This is a genomic window from Ligilactobacillus salivarius DSM 20555 = ATCC 11741 (assembly GCF_001435955.1).
GTDB lineage: Bacteria > Bacillota > Bacilli > Lactobacillales > Lactobacillaceae > Ligilactobacillus > Ligilactobacillus salivarius.
On record NZ_AYYT01000006.1, the window covers coordinates 62,109 to 83,928 of the forward strand.

Below are 21,820 nucleotides of genomic sequence, written 5' to 3' on the forward strand. Positions count from 1 at the left end.
TATTTTGTTCGCAAAATTTTCATAATTAGATCCTAGAATTAGGTTATGAAATAGCTTGAAAGGGGCTGGAAAAATGGGTGAAAGAGGTCCTATTGAAGGAGAATTTACAGAATTAAATTCATCAAATAACAATCAAAATAACAACAACAATAACAATAATAAAATTATCAAGAAAGTTGCACTTGTTAGCTTAGTAGCAGGCCTACTTGGTGGAGGTATTGCAGTTGGTGGATACAACTGGTATGAAAATAGAAATGTAACTTCCAACAATTCTTTGGGAACAACGAAAACATCTAATATTAAGGTAGATGTAAGTAGTCAGACAACTAAAGCTTTCAAATCAGTGAAAAATGCAGTAGTTTCAGTTGAAGCTTATTCTTCTAGCAGTGCATCTGATTCACTTGAAGCAATCTTTGGTAATAGTAGTAAAGGAGAAACAACAAGTACTAGTGAAGGTTCTGGTGTGATTTACAAAAAATCTGGGAATACAGCTTTCATTGTAACTAATAATCACGTTGTTTCTGGATCCAATAAGATTGAAATTATCTTGGCTAGTGGTAAAAAAGTCTCTGCTACAGAAGTTGGACATGATGCAGTTAGTGACTTAGCGGTATTGAAGATCAATGCTAAAGACGTAACACAAGTAGCGTCATTTGGTGACTCTGACAATATTCAAGTTGGTGAAACAGCCTTGGCTATCGGTTCGCCATTGGGTTCTCAATATGCAACTTCATTAACTGAAGGGATTATCTCAGCTAAGAAACGTACAATTGATGTAACTGATAGTTCTGGTAATGCAACTGGCCAAGCAACTGTAATTCAAACAGATGCAGCCATCAACCCTGGTAACTCTGGTGGTCCTTTAATCAACTTAGCAGGTCAAGTAATCGGAATTAATTCCATGAAATTGTCTTCTACTGGCACAAGTTCATATGGCAGTGACAGCACATCAGTTGAAGGAATGGGATTTGCAATTCCAAGTAATGAAGTTGTTAAGATCATTAATCAGCTTGTGAAAAATGGTAAAGTATCTCGTCCAGCCTTAGGTGTGGCAGTGGTCGATTTGAGTAACATTTCTTCTAGTGATCAATCATCAACTTTGAAATTGCCAAGTAGTGTGACTGAAGGTGTGGTAATTGCGAGTGTTGAATCTGATTCTCCATTGAAGAACACTGATATTAAGAAGTATGATGTGATTACAAAGGTTAATGGTAAGAAGATTAGCGATGTAGCGACATTGAAAGAAGAATTGTACAAACATAAGATTGGTGATACTGTTTCAATTGAGTATTATCATGAAGGTAGTAAGAAGACTACTAATGTGAAGTTGACTTTAGAAGCAAATGATTCTAATACCACTTCAGCATCTAACGAAAATTAAATAGAAATTTTGGCACATATCTTGTAAGATAGATATGTGTTTTTTATTTTGTGGATAGATTTTTGGATAACAAATTTTAAGGCTGTTGAAAAGTCATAAAATACTACAGAATAAAGGGAAAAGACAAAAATAAAGTTATCCACAGACTGTGGAATAATTGTTAATAACTTTATAATCTAGCTATAATAATCAAAATAAACATTGATATAATAACTTTTGTAAGCAGTTATAAAAATTAATTTTATTTAATATTCCTGTGAATAAGTAATTGATTCTTGACAAATTAAGAAACAATAAATCTTGTGGCGAAAATATATTCGTAACAATATATAGGAATTCTAATTGTGGATATGTGGATAACTTTGTGAATAACTTGTGTGTGAAGGTGGATTTCTTATGAATATAAAAATTATTGGTGTGGGTAAGTTAAAAGAAAAATATTTAAAACAGGGAATTGCAGAATATGCAAAACGTCTAGGTACTTTTTGTAAATTTCAAATTGTCGAAGTTCCTGATGAAAAGGCCCCTGAAAAATTAAGCCCAGCTGAAATGGAAGGCGTGAAAGAAAAAGAGGGGGAACGTATTTTAGCGAAAATCAAAGATAAAGAATATGTATACGCCCTTGCGATTGAAGGTAAAGAGCGTTCTTCGGAAGAATTTGCTAAAGAGTTAGCAGATTTAGGAACATACGGCACTAGTGATATTACTTTTGTTATCGGTGGATCTTTAGGATTAAGTCCTGAAGTTTTAAAAAGAGCAAATACAAAAATTTCTTTTGGTCGTTTCACACTTCCTCATCAACTGATGAGAATGGTTTTAACAGAACAAATTTACCGTGGATTCATGATAAATGCTGGTAGACCATATCATAAGTAGAAATTTAATGACGATTTGGCGGAAATCCACCAGCACGTCTTTATTTAGGGGCAGGGGCTTTAATGGCAATTCAAAGTAAGATTGAAGAAATAGTCCAAGTGGCAAATGAAAATCTGGAATTAAGCCAAAGTATCGATAGCCCAGCAAATTAAATAGAATACTTTTTCAAATTATATTAAGAAAAAATGACGTTATATCAATTCTTTATGGAATTGGTACAACGTCATTTTTTAAAAACTTATATATATTTAGATTATTTTTTATCATCTTCCCAATATTCTAGAGATTTATCACGTGAAAGTAGGGTACAAATGATAGCAGCAATACCAGAGATACCGAATACGATAAATGCAACACCCCAGCCTAAATGGTCAACGATGATACCGATAACCAAAGTAGCAACAGTAGCGCCACCAACATAACTGAAAGTACCAGACAAGCCAGCGGCAGCACCAGCAGCAGCTTTAGGAACAAGTTCCATCGCATACAAACCAACCATCATAACTGGTCCATAAATGGAAGCACCTAAACCGATAAGAATTGCGAAATCCCAAATCATATATTCAGGACCAGCTGGAATAAACCAATAAGCAACTAATAATATGAGAGTAATGATTAAACAAGCAACGTTGGTTAATGGTTTAGAATTCTTGAATAATTTAGCTGATACCCAACCTGCAATTAACATACCAGCAATTCCACCAAGCTCGAAGAAAGAAAATCCTCCCATACCGGCAGCAGCAGTGATACCTTTACCACCGTCTTGAATGCTAGTTGCTAAGAACTTAGGGGTCCAAGAAACGATACCATAACGTAAAATATAAACGAGAGCAGCGTAAAGTGAGGACCACATTAATTTAGTGTTTGGCAAAATATATTTCTTAACAATTTCACCCATGCTCATTTCAACAGCAGCAGCATCTTCTTCAAGTTTAGCATTATCACTTTCACGATATTCTTCTGATTTATATTCTTCAATTGGTGGTAATCCAACTGATTCTGGAGTGTCTTCTTGAATAAAATAAATAATAACGGCCATGATACAAACAACAATACCTGGGAACCAATATGCTGCACGTGCTTGTGCTAATGGATCATTTCCAGCAAGTGCCAAGCCAGCACCTGCTAGTAAAGGTGCAATAGCCCCACCAAAATTATGTGATAGATTCCAAATAGTACCGTAAGTGATACGTTCCTTATTACCAAACCAGTATACTAGAGTTCTAGCACCAGGAGGCCATCCCATACCTTGTAACCAACCGTTAATTAGATAGAAGATGGTAAATAGCCAGACACTTGTGATTACTGATGGAATAACACCGATAAAAATATTAATAATACCTGATAATAATAGTCCTAGAGGTAGAAAAATTTTAGAATTTGATTCATCTGAAATAAGTCCAGAGACAAATTTAGAAACACCATAAGCAATATAGCTGGCACAAGTTATAATTCCTATTTCGGTAGCTGACATCTTCAAAATCCCAGAAAGAATGGAAGTGGTATTACGAACAAAATAGTACCCCATATAACCAACAAAAATAGAGATAATAACTTGAGTACGATAACGTGGATATTTACGAGCAACCTCGGCATCTGAAAGACGTGGCTTTTTACCGGGTGGAGCAAGTAATTTTTTAAACATATAAAAACCTTCTTTCTCCGTTAAAGTAAACGGTTTCAAAACCCGCAAATAATATATCACAGAATAATATTGTGCACAATAGTTAAAGTTCGGAATTTACGATAAAATTTTATGAATAAAAAAAGAACGTGATTAGTTCAACGTTCTTAGAGGTTATTGATTCAATAGCTTGAAACTTAATTTAACTGGATTATGATCGGCATAGGCAAATTCAGTGTTGATGTTTTCAGAAGTAGCCTGAACATTCTTGGATACTAAGAAGCCATCAATAACTGTGGTATAAGTCTTTCCTTTTTGATAAGGAATATCAGTACCGCGACAAGTTGGAACAGTGTTTTCATTTTTAGCATGAACCATGCGAATATCAGGTGCGAGATCTTTCGAAGAGAGGACAGACACCCAGTCGGGAGTTTCTTGTTGGGACTTAAAATGGGTTAACATCTTTCGACCAAATGTATGGTTAAAGTCACCACCGACAATGACATAATTACCCTTTTTATATTCAGATTCCATGACAGAATTTAAAAGCTTTAACTGTTTAACACGCATTTTACCACCTTTATCATAAGCAGACATATGACTATTAATTAAAATCAGTTTATGACCATTAGTTACTGGAATTTTCATAACGGTGAAACATCTATCTAAATCAGTAAATTTAGTAATAAAACTGGTAGAAACAGGGTATTTACGACGAGTAGCTTGTTCTACAGGATATTTACTGAGTGATAATAGTCCTGATTGAACTGCTCCATGTGGATCATTTAGAGGATATAACAGATAAGGAGAATGGAAATTATTTGCAAAAATTTCTTCATAGTTAGCAAAGTTTTGACTCATTTTTTTAACTTGATTGACGTGATAACTACGTGATGAATCAACATCTATTTCTTGAAATAACATGAAGTCTGCATTAATTTTTTTCATCGTATTGATTTCACCATTTGTATTTTGTAAAACAGCAGCTTCATTTTCAGCTTTTCCGTATTTTCCTTGTGTTTTAGTACCGTCCTTCATTTTGCCGGTATCCATAAAAAAACTAAACTTCTGATTATATGCTCCAAATCCAACATTATATGTAGCAGCAGAGTAGGTAGTATTTGTTTGCAGTTTATTAGAGTGATTAAGTTTTTGTCTAATAGATAGTGGTTGATAATCTTTAATTCTATAATAATGTGTCTGCATATAGATTACATAGGCATCAATAAACACAACTAAACATCCTAATAAACCTAAAATAAATATTAGTCCCCAACGTAACATGGGATGTTTCATTCGCAAAATAATCAAATCCTCTCTAAAAAATCTAAAAAAATTATAGCATGAAAATAACCTGGGAAATAATTTTTTTAGTATACGGTTAACAATAATCCGTTGTACAAGGTATACTCTCAGATAAGAATATAAAAAAATGAGGATGAGTGAATGAGTTTAAGAAGAAAGCCTAAAAAGGATACGCTATTTAGTTTTTTTGCGCCCAAATTTATGACAACTGCAGTTATTTTGACGATATACATACTGGGGTCTTCGATACCTATTCCTTTAGGGGATACGGTTGCGGAAGCGAAGAGTAATTATATTATGCAGCTGACAAGTAGTGCAACAGGGGGAAATCTAACGAAACTGACGTTAATGTCGATGGGGCTAGGACCATATATGATTGTTATGATTTTATGGTCGGTTTTAGCTATGATAAAGCCACTAGGATTAGGAAATCTAAGCGAAAAAGAGAGTGGCTACGTAAGAAATCTGATAACCCTGGTTGTATCAATCATCCAAGCTATCGGAATTGTGATGAACTTTGATTTGAAGTTGGATTTAATGTATAAAGCCGGTATAGTTTGCATCTTGTTAGCTGGGGGATTTCTGACGATATATCTATCGACAATTAACGGTAGTAAAGGTGTCGGTGGAATGATGTTAATCATGCTGTTTGGGATTATATCTGGAATTGGACAACAAGCAGGAGAAGGTTTTAAGAAAATTTCCAAGAGTCCCCATGCAGTGCTAATCACGAGTATAGTAATTCTGGCGATTCTTCTGATTATAGTTTTATCGGTTCTTATGGAACGTTCAGAATATCGAATACCAGTAACACAGGTAATGATAAACAATGATCTAAACAGAGAATCTTATATTCCAATCAAACCCAATGCAAGTGGTGGGATGGCAATCATGTTTGCGATATCAATGTTTATGATCACTAGTTATTTATTACAAATCCTTGCTCACCATTTCCCAGTGGGATTTTTAAAGATATTTGAAAAGGGCATGTCTATGTATACATTTACGGGGGCAACTATGTATATTATTGTTCTATTTACATTATCAATTGTGTTTGGGTTTGTAAATATTGATGCTGGTCAGCTTGCTGAAGGGTTACGTAATAGTGGTGACTATATTAAAGGGGTAAGACCTGGGAAAGATACAAAACGTTATATCAATAAATATGTCTGGTTCTTTTCAGTTTTTGGATCAATATATATTTGTTTAATTGCTGGTGCTCCTTTGTATCTAGGGGTACTTTTCCCAAGTTATAGAAAAGTGGTAATGTTGCCGGGAATGGCATTAATGTGTGTTGGTATGATCTTTACTACTCAAGATCAGATTCGTGCTGGTAAGAGTTTATACAGTTACAAGAAATGGATTAAATAAGTGATAGTTAGGAAGTGAAAATGATGTTCTACTTTATTCCGACGTGGAATTAGAATCATACTGACTGGGAATTGGAATTTTTAGAGTGGTACTATACGACTAAGAAAATGGAATTTGATGATACGGTCAATCAGTTAATGATGTTTAATCAAGCTAAGGAGAAGAATAAGACAATTATTCTAGAATATGCACCAATGTTGCGAGATTTTCTACAAAGACAAGATTTGTATGATATTGATTATTATAGTATTTTTGATGATTTACAAGACACCCACCTTGATAACATTAGACCAGTTAATCCTCTAGAATTTGCTTGGTCTAAAAATGCGGTCTTTATTTATAATCCTTTTTACATTTTAGTAAGGGTAGATAATCAACCATATGCGCAAATTATCAGTGGAAATTTAGGACAACTTCAAAGAATAAATTTCTTTAAGGAAAAGAAGCTTTCTAAAGTTTATATCTTTGATGATCGAGGCTTTTTGTCGAGTATTGTCACACATAATGACAATGGTTTTGAAAAACAAGAATTCTTCAATTTAGCTGGTGAATGGAGATTTAGGCTGGAACATAATGGTGAAGTGACAGTTAATCCTTTGTTCAAGCAAAACTTTAAACAAACAAAATATGATTCAATGAGAGATTTGATTTCCGAAAAATACTCTGAATTTATTGAACATAATCTTACTGAAGATGATGTAGTTGTACTTGCAGGAGAAAAAAGACACAATCAAAGAATTTTAGATCTACCTAGACAAAGTAAGGTGATTATGAGTATTTTTAGTGATCGTTTAGATATTGAGCATGATTTTCCTGATCTAGAGCAATTAAAAAAAGTGGACGTGATTGTAGCCGATACTCCAAGAAATACGGAATTGGTAAAAGATAAGTTAGCTGAATTAAATATGCAAGTGCCGGTCTTGCAAATTCCGCCATTTGATAGTCGGTTACGCTTGGGACAAAGTCAGCGAATTAGAGCTTTGAGAGTATTCGTATTAGTTGATAAAACTCCAATTGAAGAATTAAAGATAGTGACTAATGAAGTCAGTCAATTTATGCAGAAAAATAAATATGTTGAACTGATATTAGGTGGCTATGCTGCTAATTCTAGTTCAATGGAGAAATTGGACTATTTAAAAGAAAGAATATTAGACAAGTTAAATATCACTGAAGCTGATGTGCAAGTAGCAGAAATGGCAGAAAATGAACTTCAAGATGAAGAAAGTCAGGAAATTCTGCGTAATGTTAAACTCTTTAAACGAGTTGATTTTTATAAGATTGATTCTGAAAATTCGCTTGTTAGTAAGTGGAATTTTGTTCGTTTGATTATAGGTATGGGCAAGGATATGGATTTATATCTTCAAATTGCAGGAATAAGTGCGGGAATTCCACAAATTAATTCAGTTCCTAGCCCTTATGTTAATCATCAAAAGAATGGTTTGATAGTGCCAGATTCATTAGAGTTAAAACATGCGTTGGAGTATTACTTAGTAGGATTGAAGAACTGGAATGAAGCGTTGGTATATACTGCCAAGAAGATCGTACAGTATTCCAGTGACAACTTAGTAGGATTGTGGAATGATGCTTTATAGTTGTCGAAAAAGGGGGGAGAGTTTGAGTGAGTAAAATAACCTTAGTTCAAGTAGGGAAGAACGATTTATCTGAAAAATACTCTATGCCAGATAATGTTCAATGGTTAGTGATAGAGCCAGAAAATTTGTCTGAGAGAATTGCTCAGTTAAATGCAGAGGAAAAGAAACAACATCGACGTCTACAATTTAATATGGCTTTTATAACGGACATGGATGAAACAACAGATTTAATGGCATTAGATAATTTTGTAGCGGCATACACAGTATTTTATACTGACGGAATTGACGCTCAAACTGAAAGTCAGAGTTACTTTTTTAAGAAAAAAAGGCTAAAGTTATTCTAGATAAAGATATGGATGAATTTATGTCTAATCTAGGATATAAATTCTTTAGTGGTCAGTATGGAGATACTGCAGCTACTAACATAGGAAACTATATAATAAATCCTAGCTATAAAGGTGAATACAAAATTGAAGCTGGAAATCATTAGTTTTTTCCATCCTCAAATTAATTATTACACCGAATTTGGAGTGAATTTTGTTAAATCGAGCGTTGTAATTGCTTAAAAATTTCTTACGAAAAGTCTAAAATAGTGATAATATGAAAAGATAACTAAATTTTGAGGTGATATTTTGGAAGAACTTTTTGAAAAAGCTCCAGTCAAAAAAGTCTACTATCAACTAGCATTGCCAGTAGTATTTAGTATGATTATTAGTATGGTGTACAATATAGCTGATACATATTTTGTCGCTAAGACTGGGAACACTGATTTAGTGGCAGGAATTACTGTAAGTTCGCCACTATTTATGTTTATGCTAGCAGTCGGTGACATTTTTGGCTTAGGTGGAAGTGCCTTAATTTCAAGATTATTTGGACAGAAACGATATGAAGAAAGTAAGCATGTAAGTAGCTTTAGTTTTTATGGAGATATAATTTTTACGATTATTTTGACAGTATTGTTATTAGTTTTTGAAGCACCTATCATGCATCTTCTAGGGGCTAATGCTCAGACTTATAAATATGCAGCTGAATTTTATCGGGTATTGGTAATCGGCTCGGTATTTATCACACTGTCATTAGTTCCAGGGAATATGATTAGAACAGAAGGACTTGCAGTCAAGTCAATGATAGCGACAATTTCAGGAACAGTACTAGCAATCATTTTAGATCCGATTTTCCTATTTGGATTTAAATGGGGAGCTGCTGGGGTAGCCTTCGCTAATATTTTAGGATACGTATTAAATACAGGATTACTAATCTACTTTACTTGGAAAGACAGCAAGTATTTGTCATTCAATCTCAAATACATTAAGGTTAGTTGGTATCATTTTAAAGAGATTATCGCAATTGGAATTCCAAGCTCTGTTACTAATTTTATGCAGACATTTGGGATGGCTTTATTAAATAACTATCTTGTTATTTATGGTAATGACAAGGTTGCGGCGATGGGAATTACGCAAAAAGTATATGGGATTGTAACACTTGTCTTGGTAGGTTTTGCTTTTGGAGCTCAGCCATTGATTGGATATAACTATGGAGCTAAGAATGCAAAGAGATTCCGCGAAGTTTTGCGTTATGATTTCAAGGTGGAAGTAGTTTATGCGATTATTGCTTCCTTGATCTTGATTGTACTTTCTCCATTCGTAATTAAGTTGTTTATGAATAATCCGCAAATCATTGCTGATGGCTCTTATATGTTGAGAGTCTGTCTACTAACAACGCCATTTATTGGAGCTATCTTGGTTTATACCACTGTTTTTCAATCAGCTGGGAAAGGGTGGAGTGCCTTGGTGATGTCGATCTCTCGTCAAGGCGTGGTATATTTCATCAGTATGGTAGTAATGGCTAAAATTCTCGGCTACCATGGAGTAGTAATGGCACAACCAGTTGCGGATATTTTAACCTGTGTGATTGGTTATTTAATTTATCAGAAAGATTTTCGAAAATTTAAATAAAGAAAAATGCTAAGAACTTGTGAAGAATAGTTCTTAGCATTTTTGCTAGATTAAGGTTTTTGCAGTTCAACAACTTCTGCATCAATTTCATCAATAAAGCGACTATCATGCTCGATAATCAGCATAGTAGGGCGATACGTCTTAATTAACTCAATAATTTGGTCCTGATTGAAAGTATCAAGATAGTTCAAAGGTTCATCCCAAAGGTATAAATTAGCTGGTTCTAGCAAACTTTTTGCAAGGAAAACTTTCTTCTTTTGACCAGCACTTAAGTCACAGATGCGGTTAGTAAAGGTATTACGTTCCACGCCTAATTTATGCAGAATATTTAGAAGTTCGTTATATTCCAAGTGATGATGTTCAGCGAATTGTTTGAGATTATCAGTGTTATTATCTTCTAATTGTTGCAAGTAACTGATTTTTAGATTGCTAGCTAGAGAAATATTTCCTTCAATAATCTTAATATCATCTTGTTTCAAGATAGCCCTGATTAATGAAGATTTTCCTGAACCATTATCACCCTTGAGAACTACTTGTTGTCCTTGTTTTAGATTGAAAGAAATCGGCTTGAACAAACTATCATATCCTGGGTAAGCAAGAGTAAGTTTCTCAACATTCAAGATATCTTGATGGTGACTAGTTTGAAAGTTGATGCTCAATGGGGTAATAGTTTCAATATTTGTCAGTAAGCCTTCTTTATCTTTAATTTGAGATTCTATGCGTTTTTGCATAGTAGTTGAACGCTTCATAACTCTAGCGGCCTTGGCAGTGATAAAGCCTTTATCAGCATGGGAGTTATTCTCCTTTTCGCGTTCAGCACTACGAGCCCAATTCTTCTTTTGAGTAGCAGAAGTTTTAAGTTGGGAAATACTACGTTTAAGTTTTTCATTTTGAGCCAGGTTACTTCTATCTTCAATCGCTTTTTGTTCTTCATATCTAGTATAATCGCCTTGTTGCAAGCGAATATTTTGAGCTTCAATCACAAGTGTATGATCAATAACTTGATTGAGAAAATCGCGATCATGACTAGTAATAATAAATCCTTGTTTCTTATTATTCAGATATGTAGCAACTTGTTGACGCGTATGTGCATCTAGATGGTTAGTAGGTTCATCAAGCAAAACAAAACTATTCTTATTTTTGAAAGCTAGAGCTAGTAATACCTTAGTTTGTTCACCACCACTAAGGGTATTGAAAGGTTGCCATAATACTTTAGGATCTAATTGAAGTTGTGAAAATTCTTTTTCCAGTTCCCATTGTTCCACGTGAAACTTATCTTGAATAGCGTATAAGGTTAGATTATCTTTATCACTGATTGCTTGAGGAAAATATTCAAAATCTATATTGGCGCTAATTTTACCACTGTAATCTAGCTTTCCTTGAATAATATTTAAAAAGGTAGTCTTACCGCGACCATTGCGTCCAAGCAGTCCTAATTTCCATTGGCTATCAAGTGATAGGGAAACATTGTCAAAGAGTAGATCTTGACCGTTATAGGCGAAAGAAAGATTTTTAATCGAGATTGTCGACATATTATCACATCCTTAAGTAAAATAAAAAGCCTGTCACAGTGGACAGACTCAGGGGTAATAATATGAATAATAGTATGCCATAAAGAAACTACACCTTTACAGCACAAGGCATACCAATCCATGTTAAACTAAATTCTGTCCACAAAAAATAAATACTCGGCTTTACGAGATTAAATTTGTTAGTCAGAATTAGTTCTTCAATGGACTGATACCTCCGTTCGATATAAGATACTTATAGAATAAATGAAAAAAAGATTGAGGTCAAGTAATAGGGATAATTTTTTGAAAAGTAGAACTTATTTCTGATTTGAAGTCATTCATGATATAATTTTGAAAGATTAATTAATAAAGGAGACATTTTTAGAATGGCATATCCACAATTAGATTTGGTAAATGTAAAAGGACCAAAGGCAACAATCAAAACAAATCATGGTGAAATTGTAATCCAACTTTTCCCTGAACAAGCACCTAAGACAGTTGAAAACTTTGTTGGTTTAGCAAAGAAAGGTTACTATGATGGAGTAATCTTCCACCGCGTTATCAACGACTTCATGATCCAAGGTGGCGATCCAACTGGAACAGGTATGGGTGGCGAAAGTATCTGGGGAGCACCATTTGAAGATGAATTTTCAAATGAATTATTCAACATTCGTGGAGCTTTATCCATGGCTAATGCTGGCCCAGCTACAAACGGAAGTCAATTCTTCATTGTTCAAAACCAAAATGTACCTGCACAAATGGCAGGACAAATGGAAGCAGCTGGTTATCCAAAAGAAATCATCACTGCCTATGAAAATGGTGGTACACCTTGGTTAGATCATCGCCACACTGTTTTTGGACAAGTAACATCTGGCATGGATGTAGTTGATGAAATTGCAGCAGTTGAAAGAGATATGGCTGACAAACCAAAAGAAGACGTTGTAATTGAAACAGTTGAAATTGCTGAGTAATTAAAAATTAGTTTTTAGAGAATCTCTTAATTGTTAGTTGAAAAGCTAATGATTGAGGGATTTTTTGTATTATGATAAACATATGTTGATTTTGTTAGAAAAATATGATATTTTCATTAAAAGATTATTTTAGAAAGGTAGGAATTAAGATGCGACCAAGAATAGCAATTCCAGCTGATACGCTAACAGAAGCAACAAATGTTATTAATGAAAGAATGGCACCCTATGCGCCTAAACCGGTAATTGAAGCAATTGTTAAATCAGGTGGGGTTCCGGTTATTTTTCCGAGTGTTTCTCCAGAATTGGTACCAGATTATCTCGACCTTTTTGACGGAGTTCTTTTTGCAGGGGGAGCTGATGTTGATCCAACATTTTTTGGAGAGGAACCTCATCAAAGGTTAGGGGCAACTTATCGTAAGCGAGATTTATTTGAAATTGAATTACTGAAACAGTCCTTAAAAGCTGATAAGGCAATTATGGGAATTTGTCGAGGATTACAGCTAATAAATGTTGGTTTAGGGGGAACTTTATATCAAGATTTATCTGAAAATCCAGAAGCAACAATCAAACATTCTCAAGATGCACCAGGAAATTTTCCTTCTCATCACGTCAATGTACAAGAAGATAGTCGTCTCTATTCTTTAGTAGGGAAGCGACCTTATGTAAATTCTCGACATCATCAGTTACTAAAGAAAATTGCACCAACATTACGTGTTTCTGCCTTTGCCGACGATGGAGTGCCTGAAGCAATTGAATCAAAAGAAAATAACCAAATTTTAGCTGTTCAATGGCATCCAGAAAATATGTTTAAGCATTATGAATATTCTCAAAAGATATTCGCTGACTTTATTGAAAGAGCTAAGCACTAGAAAAAAGCTGTATGAATTGTAATTAATATTACTTTTCATACAGCTTTTGTTATTATTGCACTTCCCAATTACCATAGAATAATTCACGTTTTAAATCTTCTGCAGACATAGGTGCGTCATCTTCAAAGCCTTTAAATTGATAGATAGATTCTAAAGCAGCTTCTTGATAACGTTTGGCACGTCTTAACGCATATTTTTCTAAAGAATTATTTTCAACGTAGCTTAATAATTTAGCACTAGGAGTTGTCTTAGGATTTTCAACTCTATCTTCTAAATCTTCAAGAATTTCTTGATATTCTGGTCCTAACTGGATTTGATTCGCAAAACGTTCAAGACTCTTGATAAAAGCACGAGCCTTATTTTGATATTTACATTGGTCAGTAGGTAATTCTACTGATACATCTTCATTCATTTCATCAGCTTTACCGAGAACTTGGTCGACATCATCAGCCTTTAAAGCAGGGTGCATGATGAAATAACTAGAGAGTAGACGAATAAAGCGAAGAGTGCCAGTTCTAACGCCCACAGAACTACTAGGGTCAAGATCCAACATTCTTAATTCAAGATATTGAACACCTTTTTTAGGAAGATCTCTGAAATCTTTAGTCCCTTTAAAACGAACGGGGCTATGGAAATCATGGTCAGCAATCAATACTCCTTGTTTAAGTCCTTCTTCAATACGTTTAACATATTTTTGAACATCAACAAAGCAGCCACTAAATCGAGTACCAAAGCCATAAGAACTCTGACGAATACTTCTAATAGGATGGGGAAGTTCATCTTCTTTGTCGAAATAGTTGGCTTCAGCAATTGGACTAGCACCAAAAAGATATGTAATAAGCCATCGATAGCGCATAAAGCCTTGAGCTAAAACAGTATAAAGATAGTTCTGAACTTCAATTCTATTTTTGAAACGCTCAGGAAAATTCTTTAAAACCAAGTCAATGATATGATCATCAATACTCAAATTAATATGGGCACCACATGGAGTACCCTTGGAAAAGCCGTGACGCTTGATGAATTCCTTGAAATAAGCTTCTTTTACTGGTCCCATTTTAGCAGTTTGAATTGTACTTTTATCTTTAGGCAATTTAGGCGGCATTGAAAGTGGCCAGAGTAGTTCTCCTGGAGCTAATGCAGAACGTAGCACATTATTGATGGCGTAAAGATAATGCATTGCATCAAGTGCGTGACTAGCTGCAGGTGTTACAACCTCAGACATTGTTTCTAAGAAATCATTTGTAATCCAAGGGTTAGTTTTCTCATCTCCAATAGCTGACGGATAAGGCTCCTGGCTTAGATGTCCGGTATCATCAACGCGTTGCATTTCAATTTCTAAACCCATAGTAAAGTCAGAAGTCTTAGCAACAGCTTCATTGTCAAAGATTAATTGACCTATCTTACTAAACATAAAATCACCTCTGTTTAATTAAATGTTTTCTAATTTTATTAGCATTATACTATAAAAAGATTAAAAATGAAGTGTTTTTTGAAATAAAATCGCTAACAATCAATTTTTAGTTGATTAAAAAAATTATTTCACTTTTTTGGTATTTTACACTTGTCATATATCACAAAAGTGGTATAATTAAAAATGTAAGGAAGTGATGGATATGAAGATTGATATCAAAGCTTACTTGGACTCCAAAGAGCTGACGATTTATCAAGTTTCCAAATATTCAGGTTATGGGTACACGACCTTGCACAAGTCATTCAACAAGAAGCAAACAAGTGCGACATCTCTGAATTTAAGAGATTTGGATGCTTTGGCACAATCGCAAAACAAAGCGATGTGGCAAGTATTGAAAGAACTTGAAGAGCATTATTTGAGTGATGATAATTAGATGAATAGTCGCAGTACCATAAGTCCGTAAGTTTCCAGCAGTCGTCGTTGTTAATTTAGGGGCTATTTTGGTTGCACAAATTAATAAATTAAGAATAAGAAAATAACAGAAACGAGGGATTCTTTATGAATAACACACCTTTTGATAACTTTAATAATATGGATGATATTTTTAATGAATTGATGGGAAGTATGAATGGTATTAATTCTGAACGTCGTTATTTAATTAATGGTCGTGAAGTGACCCCAGAAGAATTTGCTCAATATCGTAAGACCGGAAAATTACCAAATAATAATCAAATGACAAGTCAAGGCAAAGCTCCAAATAAAGATGGAATTTTAGCTAAATTAGGACGTAACTTAACTCAAGAAGCTCGTGAAGGCAAGTTAGATCCAGTTATTGGACGTAACAAAGAAATTCAAGAGACTGCTGAAATTTTAGCACGTCGTACGAAGAACAATCCTGTTCTAGTAGGGGATGCTGGTGTTGGTAAGACAGCAGTTGTTGAAGGCTTGGCACAAGCAATTGTGAATGGTGATGTACCTGCTTCAATTAAGAATAAAGAAATTATCAGTATTGATATCTCTGGCTTAGAAGCTGGTACACAATATCGTGGTAGCTTTGAAGAAAATATTCAAAACTTAATTAAGGAAGTTAAAGATAGAGGAAATGTGATCCTATTCTTTGATGAAATCCATCAAATCTTAGGTGCTGGTGGTATGGGCGGTGACAACGGCTCTAAAGGTTTAGCTGATATTTTGAAACCAGCTTTATCTAGAGGTGAAATCACAGTTATTGGTGCTACAACTCAAGATGAATATCGTAATACCATTATGAAGAACGCAGCTTTGGCACGTCGATTCAATCAAGTTACGGTAAATGCTCCAAGTCCAGAAGATACATTTAAGATTTTACAAGGTATCAGAAACTTGTACGAAAAGCATCACAATGTTGTATTGCCAGATAATGTTTTAAAGGCTGCTGTGGACTACTCAATTCAATATATACCACAAAGAAGTTTGCCAGATAAAGCTATTGATTTGATAGATATGACGGCTGCACATCTTGCTGCAAAGCATCCTGTTACAGATGTTAAAGAATTAGAAAATCAAATTAAAGATGAAAAAGAAAAGCAACAAGCAGCTGCTGACAAGGAAGATTATGAAGCAGCTTTAAATGCTAAGACAAAGATTGAAGAATTGCAAAAGAAGATTGATAACCATTCTGAATCTCAAAAAGTAACAGCCACAGTCAATGATGTTGCTGAAGCCGTAGAACGTTTGACAGGTATTCCTGTATCCAAGATGGGTGCTAGTGATATCGAACGCTTAAAGGAAATCGGCAAGAGATTAAAGGGCAAAGTTATTGGTCAAGATGAAGCTGTAAATGCAGTAGCTCGTGCTATCCGTCGTAATCGTGCTGGTTTTGACGAAGGAAATCGCCCAATCGGTAGTTTCTTATTCGTTGGACCAACTGGGGTCGGAAAGACAGAATTAGCTAAGCAATTAGCTTTGGATATGTTTGGCTCTAAAGATGCGATTATTCGTTTGGATATGTCAGAATATTCCGATAGAACTGCCGTATCTAAATTGATTGGTACAACAGCTGGTTATGTAGGTTATGACGACAATAGTAACACTTTGACTGAACATGTACGTCGTAATCCATATTCAATTATCTTGCTAGATGAAATTGAAAAAGCTGACCCACAAGTAATCACATTATTACTTCAAGTATTAGATGACGGTCGTTTAACTGATGGTCAAGGTAATACTATTGACTTCAAGAACACAGTTATTATCGCAACATCTAATGCTGGTTTTGGTAACGAAGATTTAATGGGCAAAGACGAAAAAGAAGACAAGGACATTATGAAGAAGATTGCTCCTTACTTCCGTCCAGAATTCTTGAATCGTTTCAATGCTGTAATTGAATTCTCACATTTGACTAAGGAAGATTTGAAAGAAATTGTTGATTTGATGTTAGACGAAGTAAACAAGACTTTGGCTAAGAAAGGTCTCGACTTGGTAGTAACTGATGCTGCTAAGAACTATCTTATCGAACAAGGTTACGATGAAGCAATGGGTGCTCGTCCATTACGTCGTGTCATTGAACAACAAATTCGTGATAAAGTAACAGACTTCTACTTGGATAATGTAGATGTAAAACATTTATTAGCTGATATGAAAGATGGCGAATTAGTAATCAGTGAAAGAAAGGATGCAGATAAATAATTTAAATTCTAAGAAATTACTAGATATATGGGATTAAACAGCACTAACTTAACTGTAAGACAGCAGTTTTGTTGGTGCTGTTTTTACATAGATTGGAAAAAATTTATGATGAATATTCGACGAAAAACATTAAAAAGCTTGAATTTTTAGGGGTATAGGGCTATTATAAACTTAGATAAATAAAACGCATTCAAAAGAAAGGATGATTATTATGGCTCAAGAATACAAACGTGTCTTAGTTGCAATTGATGGTTCTAAAGGGGCAGATGCGGCATTACGTACAGCAATTGAAGTTACTAAGAGAAATGACCACACTCATCTAGATGTATTACGTGTTTTAGACTTAAATTCTCTTGAATACGGTGGGGCAGGGATTGCTCTTGACGGTCAAAAGATTTACGAAATTGAACAAGCAAATGAAGGCTATATGTTAAAACTTAAGGATAAGATTGTAGCTGAATATAATCTAGATGCAGATAGGGTTAGTGTTCACCTACGTTTCGGTAATCCTAAAGCAGTTATCACACAAGATTTTCAACCAGAATACGGTAATGATTTAATCGTAGTTGGTTCTACTGGTAAGAACTTTGTACAAAGAATGATTGTTGGTTCTGTTGCATCTTATGTAATTAGAACAGCTAAATGCGATGTTTTGATGGCAAAGGTCCGTGACGGAGAAGATAAATAAGAAAAGTAAAACTACTAGATGTTTAGGCACCTAGTAGTTTTTTGTTTGGAAAAATTAATTTATTTAAAATATAATTCGTGATAACATTTAGTAATTTCGTAAGTTTTGAACTCAGTTAAATCAAGCATAATCGTAATAATACGGTTTAAATGATATCCTTTGTATGAGAGTTTTTGAATGATTTCTTTAATAATCTGTTCACGTTCTAATTTTTTTGCTTCTTGTATTCTATCCATAATTCCATCCTTTCAAAAGTGTGTTTGACCTATTTAAAATACGAAGAAAAAATAAGATTTCAAAAAAATGCCGCTACTTATTACAAGTAACGACATTTTTATTAGTTATTCATTTTCTTTTGTAAATAGTTAGAAATCCAAGTTAAAACTGTGATTACGATTAAGTACATTAATCCGATAATTGCCCAAACTTTGAAGCCTTCAAGGTTACGAGCGATGATAATTTTACCAGTTTGTGTAAGTTCAAGAATACCGATAATAGAAAGAATAGAAGTATCTTTCAAAGTAATGATAAACTGGTTTACGAATGAAGGAACCATAATTTTAATTCCTTGTGGTAATATAATCTTCTTCATTGCTTTACCAAATGATAATCCTAAACTACGAGCAGCTTCCATTTGCCCTTTATCGACAGCTTCAATTCCCCCTTTAACAAAGGCAGCAGTATAAGCACCTTCGTTTAAAGTAAGGGTGATGATGCCGGCTATGAAAGCTGGAATCTTAGTACCAGTTAAGCTAGGAATACCGTTATAGATAAATAGGGCAAGTACTAGCAATGGAAGACCACGGAAGATATAAATAACAGTAGTTGAAACTCCTTGAGCGAACTTGTTAGGAATTACTCCTAAGAAACCAATGATAATCCCAAAGATAGTTGCGCCGATAATACCCAAAATAGTTAGGTAGATTGTTTTCCAAAGACCGTTAAGGAAAACGCCAGAGTTTTGTTTTAACAAACCAATAAAGGTATGTTCATTGTTGCTATTTTCGTTAGCTTTCTTTTGTTCGGCAATTGTATTTTGGTTGATGTAGCGATTTACGATCTTATCATAACCACCATTTTTCTTTAACTTAGCTAAACCATCATCAAATTTATGTAGAAGTTCTTGGTTCTTACCTTTCATAACCGCAAAACCGTAGTAACCACTTTGAGCAGGGTTAGTAACGATTTTCAACTTAGTACCTGTTTGAATTGCATATTGCATTACGGGCATATCTTCAAAACAAGCAACAGAGTTTCCGTTAACAACATCATTGTACATGTTGTCGGAATCATCAAAAGTTACAGTTTTAAAACCATATTTGTCTTTCAATGAAAGAGCATAGTTAGCAGCGGCAGTACCAGTTTTTAAAGCAACGCGTTTGCCACGTAGTTGTTTGAGGCTGGTAATGTTACTATTTTTAGCAACTGCCATGATGAAACCTGTTTTATAGTATGGCTTTGAGAAATCGAATTTTTGTTTACGTTCATCAGTAATAGCCATCCCAGCAATAACCCCATCAATTTGTCCAGATTGTAAAGATTGAACGGCAGAGTTAAATCCAATTGGTTGAATATTAACTTTAAATCCTTCTTCTTTAGCGATAGCTTTCATTAAATCGATATCTATTCCAACATATTGATTATTCTTATTAGCGAATTCAAAAGGGGGATAAGTAACATCTGTCCCGATATTGTAGGTTTTAGTGTCTGCATTAACATGATTATTATTCAAGTTAGTAAAAATTAATAAAGTACATAAGCAACTGACAATAAAAATAAATGCTTTTTTTAGCATAGGCGACACTCCTAAAAATTATAAAATGTTAAAATATATCTCATTAAGAATACCACAATTTATTATTAAAGTGCAATTTAATCTATAAGTAAAAACATATAAAAAAGCCAGTATGCGAATTGACATACTGACTTAATTAAGTTTGAGGAATTATAATTATTGACTTGCTAAGCATTGACCAACTACAAAGTAGCAGATTGTTTTTTAATGGTTTACGCTGACTTAGCAAGAATAATTAATTAGTCAACGCGGACAACCCAGCCTTCAGGAGCAGGCTTATCACCAAATTGAATTCCTGTTAATTCATCATATAATTTCTTAGTTACAGGTCCAACTTCTGTTTCACTGTAGAATTGATGATACTTGTCACCAACTTGGAAACCAGCAATTGGAGAAATTACAGCAGCTGTACCACATGCACCAGCTTCTGCAAAGTGATCCAATTCATCGATATAAACGTCGCCTTCTTCAACTTCCATACCAAAGCGTTCTTTAGCAAGATACAAGAGGGAGTATTTAGTAACAGAAGGCAAGATAGATGGTGATTTAGGAGTTACAAACTTGCCATCTTTTGTGATACCGAAGAAGTTTGCAGAACCAACTTCTTCAATCTTCTTATGTTCAACTGGATCAAGATAGATACAATCGGAGAAACCTTCTTTGTGGGCTTTGTCACCAGGAAGTAAACTAGCAGCGTAGTTACCACCAACTTTGCTTGCACCAGTACCCTTATGAGCAGCTCTATCATAGTTAGAAACTAAGAAACGAGTAGGAACCATACCACCCTTGAAGTAATTTCCAACAGGCATAGCAAAAACAGTAAAGATGTATTCCTTAGCTGGATGTACACCAATGTTAGGTCCAACCCCAATGATTAATGGACGCAAGTATAAAGTACCGCCAGTGCCATATGGTGGAACATAAGCTTCATTTGCACGAACAACTGATTTACATGCTTCAATGAACATTTCAGTTGAAACTTCAGGCATTAATAAGCGACGACAACTGTCTTGTAAACGGGCAGCATTGCGGTCAGGACGGAATAATTGTACATGGTTATCTTTTGTACGGTAAGCTTTCATACCTTCAAAAGCTTGTTGACCATAATGAAGAGCTGTTGAACCTTCATTCATTGCAAGTGTAGAGTCTTCAGTTAAACCTGCCTTATGCCATTCGCCATCTTTCCAATAAGCGCGATAACGATAAGGGAGATCCATGTATTCAAATCCCAAGTTGTCCCAATCAAGAGTTGTTAATGGTTCTTTTGCTGTCATAATAAAATTCCTCCTTAATATGTAATTCAATAAATTAGAGTAAAGAAAAACCCACAAAGCTAGTTGAGCAGTGTGGGTAAAAAGTATATAGTCAATTCACCGCTGCAACTATTAGTTATGTAATCTATACTAGACGCACGATGAATCAAAGTCTTCACTCAAAATTAGCTGAGATATTAGATGACGCATCGTGCATCATAATAATAGCTAAGCTAATTAAAATTATACGGTTGCTAAATCTATTAAAATATGTACGCATAATCATCTACTCCCATCTAAATAATCTACTGAATTAATAATTGCTTTTATTATATCAGTAAATATTAAAAAATCAATATCTTTTTTAATCTTTTTGCAATTATTTAATAAAACTATAATTTTAAGAGCTAAATAATAGAGTTTGAATTTTTTCTTCCTATTATATGGTGAAAAAATTATTATTCATAAAGTATGTATTGAAGATTTTTTTGAGAAAAACTGAAATTAATTGTTGACGTAACCTAAAAATCAAGGTATAGTATATATCGTTG

General features: G+C 34.3%; 19 protein-coding genes. 12 read left to right on the forward strand and 7 right to left on the reverse strand.

Annotation, left to right across the window (positions count from 1 at the left end; all coding sequences use genetic code 11):
- Positions 1 to 73 precede the first annotated feature (73 nt).
- Both FC55_RS04605 and rlmH read left to right on the forward strand, forming a co-directional pair.
- Positions 74 to 1,381, forward strand: a complete 1,308-nt coding sequence (locus FC55_RS04605) for a S1C family serine protease (RefSeq protein ID WP_011475476.1) — start codon at positions 74 to 76, stop codon at positions 1,379 to 1,381.
- 396 nt (positions 1,382 to 1,777) lie between these two features.
- Positions 1,778 to 2,257 (forward strand): 23S rRNA (pseudouridine(1915)-N(3))-methyltransferase RlmH, encoded by a 480-nt coding sequence (rlmH, locus tag FC55_RS04610; RefSeq protein WP_003705699.1) that lies wholly within the window; start codon positions 1,778 to 1,780, stop codon positions 2,255 to 2,257.
- Positions 2,258 to 2,510: 253 nt separating this feature from the next.
- Here rlmH and FC55_RS04615 read toward each other — a convergent pair whose 3' ends face one another.
- Entirely contained in the window at positions 2,511 to 3,902 is a 1,392-nt protein-coding gene (locus FC55_RS04615; protein ID WP_003708986.1) for an MFS transporter, read from the reverse strand.
- Between the two features lie 153 nt (positions 3,903 to 4,055).
- Complete coding sequence (locus FC55_RS04620; RefSeq protein WP_035150330.1) at positions 4,056 to 5,177, reverse strand: endonuclease/exonuclease/phosphatase family protein; 1,122 nt, start codon at positions 5,175 to 5,177, stop codon at positions 4,056 to 4,058.
- A gap of 150 nt (positions 5,178 to 5,327) precedes the next feature.
- Here FC55_RS04620 and secY2 point away from each other — a divergent pair, with 150 nt between their 5' ends.
- The 5 genes from secY2 to FC55_RS04640 all read left to right on the forward strand — a co-directional run bounded on the left by secY2 (position 5,328) and on the right by FC55_RS04640 (position 10,104).
- The gene (gene secY2 / locus FC55_RS04625) at positions 5,328 to 6,557 is read left to right on the forward strand and encodes an accessory Sec system protein translocase subunit SecY2 (protein WP_003701483.1); all 1,230 of its coding nucleotides are present in this window, start codon (positions 5,328 to 5,330) and stop codon (positions 6,555 to 6,557) included.
- Positions 6,558 to 6,628: 71 nt separating this feature from the next.
- The gene (gene asp1, locus FC55_RS04630) at positions 6,629 to 8,149 is read left to right on the forward strand and encodes an accessory Sec system protein Asp1 (protein WP_225356277.1); all 1,521 of its coding nucleotides are present in this window, start codon (positions 6,629 to 6,631) and stop codon (positions 8,147 to 8,149) included.
- Between the two features lie 26 nt (positions 8,150 to 8,175).
- The gene (locus tag FC55_RS04635; RefSeq protein ID WP_003701486.1) at positions 8,176 to 8,493 is read left to right on the forward strand and encodes an accessory Sec system protein Asp2; all 318 of its coding nucleotides are present in this window, start codon (positions 8,176 to 8,178) and stop codon (positions 8,491 to 8,493) included.
- A gap of 20 nt (positions 8,494 to 8,513) precedes the next feature.
- Positions 8,514 to 8,639, forward strand: a complete 126-nt coding sequence (locus FC55_RS10205; protein WP_258413455.1) for a hypothetical protein — start codon at positions 8,514 to 8,516, stop codon at positions 8,637 to 8,639.
- Between the two features lie 142 nt (positions 8,640 to 8,781).
- A complete protein-coding gene (locus FC55_RS04640; RefSeq protein WP_049164318.1) occupies positions 8,782 to 10,104 on the forward strand; it encodes an MATE family efflux transporter in 1,323 nt (440 codons plus the stop codon).
- A 50-nt stretch (positions 10,105 to 10,154) separates the two neighbouring features.
- Here FC55_RS04640 and abc-f read toward each other — a convergent pair whose 3' ends face one another.
- Entirely contained in the window at positions 10,155 to 11,636 is a 1,482-nt protein-coding gene (abc-f, locus tag FC55_RS04645; protein WP_003701490.1) for a ribosomal protection-like ABC-F family protein, read from the reverse strand.
- Positions 11,637 to 12,001: 365 nt separating this feature from the next.
- Here abc-f and FC55_RS04650 point away from each other — a divergent pair, with 365 nt between their 5' ends.
- Positions 12,002 to 12,586, forward strand: a complete 585-nt coding sequence (locus FC55_RS04650) for a peptidylprolyl isomerase (RefSeq protein WP_003701491.1) — start codon at positions 12,002 to 12,004, stop codon at positions 12,584 to 12,586.
- 149 nt (positions 12,587 to 12,735) lie between these two features.
- Entirely contained in the window at positions 12,736 to 13,455 is a 720-nt protein-coding gene (locus FC55_RS04655; protein WP_035150327.1) for a gamma-glutamyl-gamma-aminobutyrate hydrolase family protein, read from the forward strand.
- A 52-nt stretch (positions 13,456 to 13,507) separates the two neighbouring features.
- Here the strand turns inward: FC55_RS04655 and FC55_RS04660 are convergent, their stop codons facing one another.
- On the reverse strand, positions 13,508 to 14,866 hold the full coding sequence (locus FC55_RS04660; RefSeq protein ID WP_003701493.1) for a glutamate--cysteine ligase: 1,359 nt from the start codon (positions 14,864 to 14,866) through the stop codon (positions 13,508 to 13,510).
- Positions 14,867 to 15,068: 202 nt separating this feature from the next.
- Here FC55_RS04660 and FC55_RS04665 point away from each other — a divergent pair, with 202 nt between their 5' ends.
- The 3 genes from FC55_RS04665 (at position 15,069) to FC55_RS04675 (ending at position 18,221) form a co-directional block, all read left to right on the forward strand.
- Entirely contained in the window at positions 15,069 to 15,299 is a 231-nt protein-coding gene (locus FC55_RS04665; RefSeq protein ID WP_003705087.1) for a hypothetical protein, read from the forward strand.
- 125 nt (positions 15,300 to 15,424) lie between these two features.
- Positions 15,425 to 17,533 (forward strand): ATP-dependent Clp protease ATP-binding subunit, encoded by a 2,109-nt coding sequence (locus tag FC55_RS04670; protein WP_003701495.1) that lies wholly within the window; start codon positions 15,425 to 15,427, stop codon positions 17,531 to 17,533.
- Positions 17,534 to 17,744: 211 nt separating this feature from the next.
- Positions 17,745 to 18,221, forward strand: coding sequence for a universal stress protein (locus FC55_RS04675; protein WP_003705083.1), 477 nt, complete (start codon positions 17,745 to 17,747; stop codon positions 18,219 to 18,221).
- Between the two features lie 59 nt (positions 18,222 to 18,280).
- Here the strand turns inward: FC55_RS04675 and FC55_RS10020 are convergent, their stop codons facing one another.
- The 3 genes from FC55_RS10020 to FC55_RS04690 all read right to left on the reverse strand — a co-directional run bounded on the left by FC55_RS10020 (position 18,281) and on the right by FC55_RS04690 (position 21,290).
- Positions 18,281 to 18,457, reverse strand: coding sequence for a hypothetical protein (locus FC55_RS10020; protein WP_003701498.1), 177 nt, complete (start codon positions 18,455 to 18,457; stop codon positions 18,281 to 18,283).
- 101 nt (positions 18,458 to 18,558) lie between these two features.
- Positions 18,559 to 20,016, reverse strand: coding sequence for an amino acid ABC transporter substrate-binding protein/permease (locus tag FC55_RS04685; RefSeq protein WP_003701499.1), 1,458 nt, complete (start codon positions 20,014 to 20,016; stop codon positions 18,559 to 18,561).
- 239 nt (positions 20,017 to 20,255) lie between these two features.
- A complete protein-coding gene (locus FC55_RS04690; RefSeq protein ID WP_003701500.1) occupies positions 20,256 to 21,290 on the reverse strand; it encodes a branched-chain amino acid aminotransferase in 1,035 nt (344 codons plus the stop codon).
- Positions 21,291 to 21,820 lie beyond the last annotated feature (530 nt).

Coding starts and splice junctions, on each gene's coding strand:
- FC55_RS04670 (WP_003701495.1), top strand. CDS start 15,425: ATGAATAACACACCTTTTGATAACTTTAATAATATGGATGATATTTTT.
- FC55_RS04605 (WP_011475476.1), top strand. CDS start 74: ATGGGTGAAAGAGGTCCTATTGAAGGAGAATTTACAGAATTAAATTCA.
- FC55_RS04615 (WP_003708986.1), bottom strand. CDS start 3,902: ATGTTTAAAAAATTACTTGCTCCACCCGGTAAAAAGCCACGTCTTTCA.
- FC55_RS10020 (WP_003701498.1), bottom strand. CDS start 18,457: ATGGATAGAATACAAGAAGCAAAAAAATTAGAACGTGAACAGATTATT.
- FC55_RS04675 (WP_003705083.1), top strand. CDS start 17,745: ATGGCTCAAGAATACAAACGTGTCTTAGTTGCAATTGATGGTTCTAAA.
- abc-f (WP_003701490.1), bottom strand. CDS start 11,636: ATGTCGACAATCTCGATTAAAAATCTTTCTTTCGCCTATAACGGTCAA.
- FC55_RS04660 (WP_003701493.1), bottom strand. CDS start 14,866: ATGTTTAGTAAGATAGGTCAATTAATCTTTGACAATGAAGCTGTTGCT.
- FC55_RS10205 (WP_258413455.1), top strand. CDS start 8,514: ATGTCTAATCTAGGATATAAATTCTTTAGTGGTCAGTATGGAGATACT.
- FC55_RS04650 (WP_003701491.1), top strand. CDS start 12,002: ATGGCATATCCACAATTAGATTTGGTAAATGTAAAAGGACCAAAGGCA.
- secY2 (WP_003701483.1), top strand. CDS start 5,328: ATGAGTTTAAGAAGAAAGCCTAAAAAGGATACGCTATTTAGTTTTTTT.
- FC55_RS04620 (WP_035150330.1), bottom strand. CDS start 5,177: ATGAAACATCCCATGTTACGTTGGGGACTAATATTTATTTTAGGTTTA.
- FC55_RS04665 (WP_003705087.1), top strand. CDS start 15,069: ATGAAGATTGATATCAAAGCTTACTTGGACTCCAAAGAGCTGACGATT.
- FC55_RS04655 (WP_035150327.1), top strand. CDS start 12,736: ATGCGACCAAGAATAGCAATTCCAGCTGATACGCTAACAGAAGCAACA.
- FC55_RS04690 (WP_003701500.1), bottom strand. CDS start 21,290: ATGACAGCAAAAGAACCATTAACAACTCTTGATTGGGACAACTTGGGA.
- rlmH (WP_003705699.1), top strand. CDS start 1,778: ATGAATATAAAAATTATTGGTGTGGGTAAGTTAAAAGAAAAATATTTA.
- FC55_RS04685 (WP_003701499.1), bottom strand. CDS start 20,016: ATGCTAAAAAAAGCATTTATTTTTATTGTCAGTTGCTTATGTACTTTA.